The sequence below is a fragment of the [Flexibacter] sp. ATCC 35208 genome (assembly GCF_001975825.1).
GTDB lineage: Bacteria > Bacteroidota > Bacteroidia > Chitinophagales > Chitinophagaceae > Chitinophaga.
The window spans coordinates 1-2,133 of record NZ_MTKN01000073.1; the positions used below are offsets into that span (position 1 = coordinate 1).

Annotated in this window: 1 protein-coding gene; it reads right to left on the bottom strand. The window is 44.3% G+C overall.

What is annotated here, in order from left to right; all coding sequences use genetic code 11:
• Positions 1-255 precede the first annotated feature (255 nt).
• Entirely contained in the window at positions 256-2,088 is a 1,833-nt protein-coding gene (gene yidC, locus BW716_RS30040) for a membrane protein insertase YidC (RefSeq protein WP_179091335.1), read from the bottom strand.
• Between the last annotated feature and the right edge of the window lie 45 nt (positions 2,089-2,133).

The following is a 2,133-nucleotide window of genomic DNA, read 5'->3' on the forward strand; positions in this document are numbered from 1 at the left end:
CTATCCTGGCCTTAAAGCCTCTTTTGCCTTTGCTTAAATGTGGTAAAATCCAATCTCGTATCTTATCTTCGTCTATGAGTCCCAGAATTATTCGTTTTTATTTGCTAAAACAAAAATCCTTAATTCCTGGGACTTCCTTTTTTTCCTTCAAAAAGTGTAAACAACTTCATGAAAAAAACATGTAATCTGGATGGGTAGAAAGCATAAAAAAAGGGCCTCTCCAAATGGAAGGCCCCTTTTTTTATATCAATTTTCTTATTTTCCTTTTCTGCCTTGCTGCTGCTTCTGCATATCCTCCAGCCGCTCCTGCCACTTACTCTTCGAAGCCGGCTTCTTCTTATTCTCCTGGATCTGTGCGTGAATCTTATCATGATTGATGATAAACTTCTGTATCACCCACTGCAGGAGGATACTGATCACGTTTGACAGGAAATAATAGAATGTCAGTGCGGATGCCAGTTTGTTAAAAATGCCCAACAGCATGATCGGGAAGATGTATGGCATATACTTCATCACCGGATTGCTTTGATCAGCCATACCACGGTTATTGAACGCCAGCATCAAACTCGTAGCCGTCATCAGCAGGGTGAACAAGCTGATATGGTTACCATAGAACGGAACATTGAACGGCAGATTCAGAATAGAATCGTAGGTTGACAAGTCTTTCGCCCACAGGAAACTCTCCTGTCTCAATTCGATGGAAGACGGGAAGAAGCTATACATCGCAACCAGGATCGGCAACTGCATCACTGCTGGTAAACAACCTCCTAAAGGATTCACACCTGCACTCTTGAACAGTTTCATCTGATCCATACCGAATGCCTGCTGGTCGTCGCCATGCTTTTTACGCAGTTCGTCGATCTCAGGCTTCAGCACCTTCATCTTCGCCGAAGATACATAGCTCTGGTAAGTAAACGGTGCTATCAGCAAACGAATGAAGAGGGTGAGCAGAATGATGATCACACCATAGTTATGAATAAATCCGCTCAGGAAGTTGAACACAGGGATGATCACCCACTTGTTCACATATTTTACGAAAGCGAAGATACCTGTACCCAATGGGATGATATTTTCCAGGCCGATATCATACGATTTTAAGGTCTTATAATGGTTAGGACCGTAATAGATTTCAATCGGGAAGCTAAAGTCATGTGCTCTGTCGTAAGGGATCTGCAAAGTAGCGAAAGTCTGGCCTACGATATTGCCGCTTTCAGGTACTTTGGTATTTACATCCACATTCTCGAAGCTCTTATCCTTCTTAGCAATGAAAGTCGTGTTGAAGAACTGTTGCTTTACGCTCAACCACTGGATTTTGCTTTCCAGGTCTTTATGAGCAGTACGCTGCAGGGTAAAGTAATCATGCTTACCATCAGCCGTTTTGTAGTGTACCTGGTTGTTCATACGCTCGTTCGTCATATCCTGCTCCTGCTTGTCATTTTCATTATCCCACTGGAGGGCCAATGTTTTCTGACCAGCTGGAATCACACTTTCCAGGCCTACTGCGTGAATATCGAAATCTACTGCGTAGCTATCATGCTTCAGGGTGTACACAAACTCCAGGTACTGACCAGGGTTGCTGGTCGCCAGGCGGTATACCACTGACTGGCTACCATCTGCCAGCTGCTGTACATTGCCACCGGTGAAGAAAAGGTCCGCAGTATTCAATAATGTATTGTTATTAGCCGGCACCTGCATTGAGATGCGGTTAAAAGAACTGTTTGCCAGTAATAAAGGAGTGCCCTCAAATGTTTTGAAAGCTTTCAGTTCTACAGTTTCAGGTTGTCCCCCCTGACTGGAGAATGTGATTTTCAGCACTTTGTTTTCCAGAACGGCTTTCTGTGCAGTACCGGTAGCAGCACCTGCAAAGGCGCCGTATTGGCCTGCCAGCCTGGTGGAATCAGGCGCACCTGCGTTGGTGGCATAGGAGGCAGTGGTATCTGTGTTTACCTTAGGTTTGTTCGCTTCAGCGATAGAATCCTGACGAGCTTTCTCTAACTCTGCTGCATGCTGTTGTCTGGTATTGAAAAAGATGTACCCTACCAGCAACAAACCCAGTAAGCTAAAACCAATGACCGAATTTCTGTCCATTGAAATTACAATTAAAATTTAGGCAGCGAAGGTAAGCAAAATAAG

Excerpts from the sequence above, each read along its gene's own strand:
- yidC (WP_179091335.1), bottom strand. The coding sequence starts at position 2,088 with ATGGACAGAAATTCGGTCATTGGTTTTAGCTTACTGGGTTTGTTGCTG.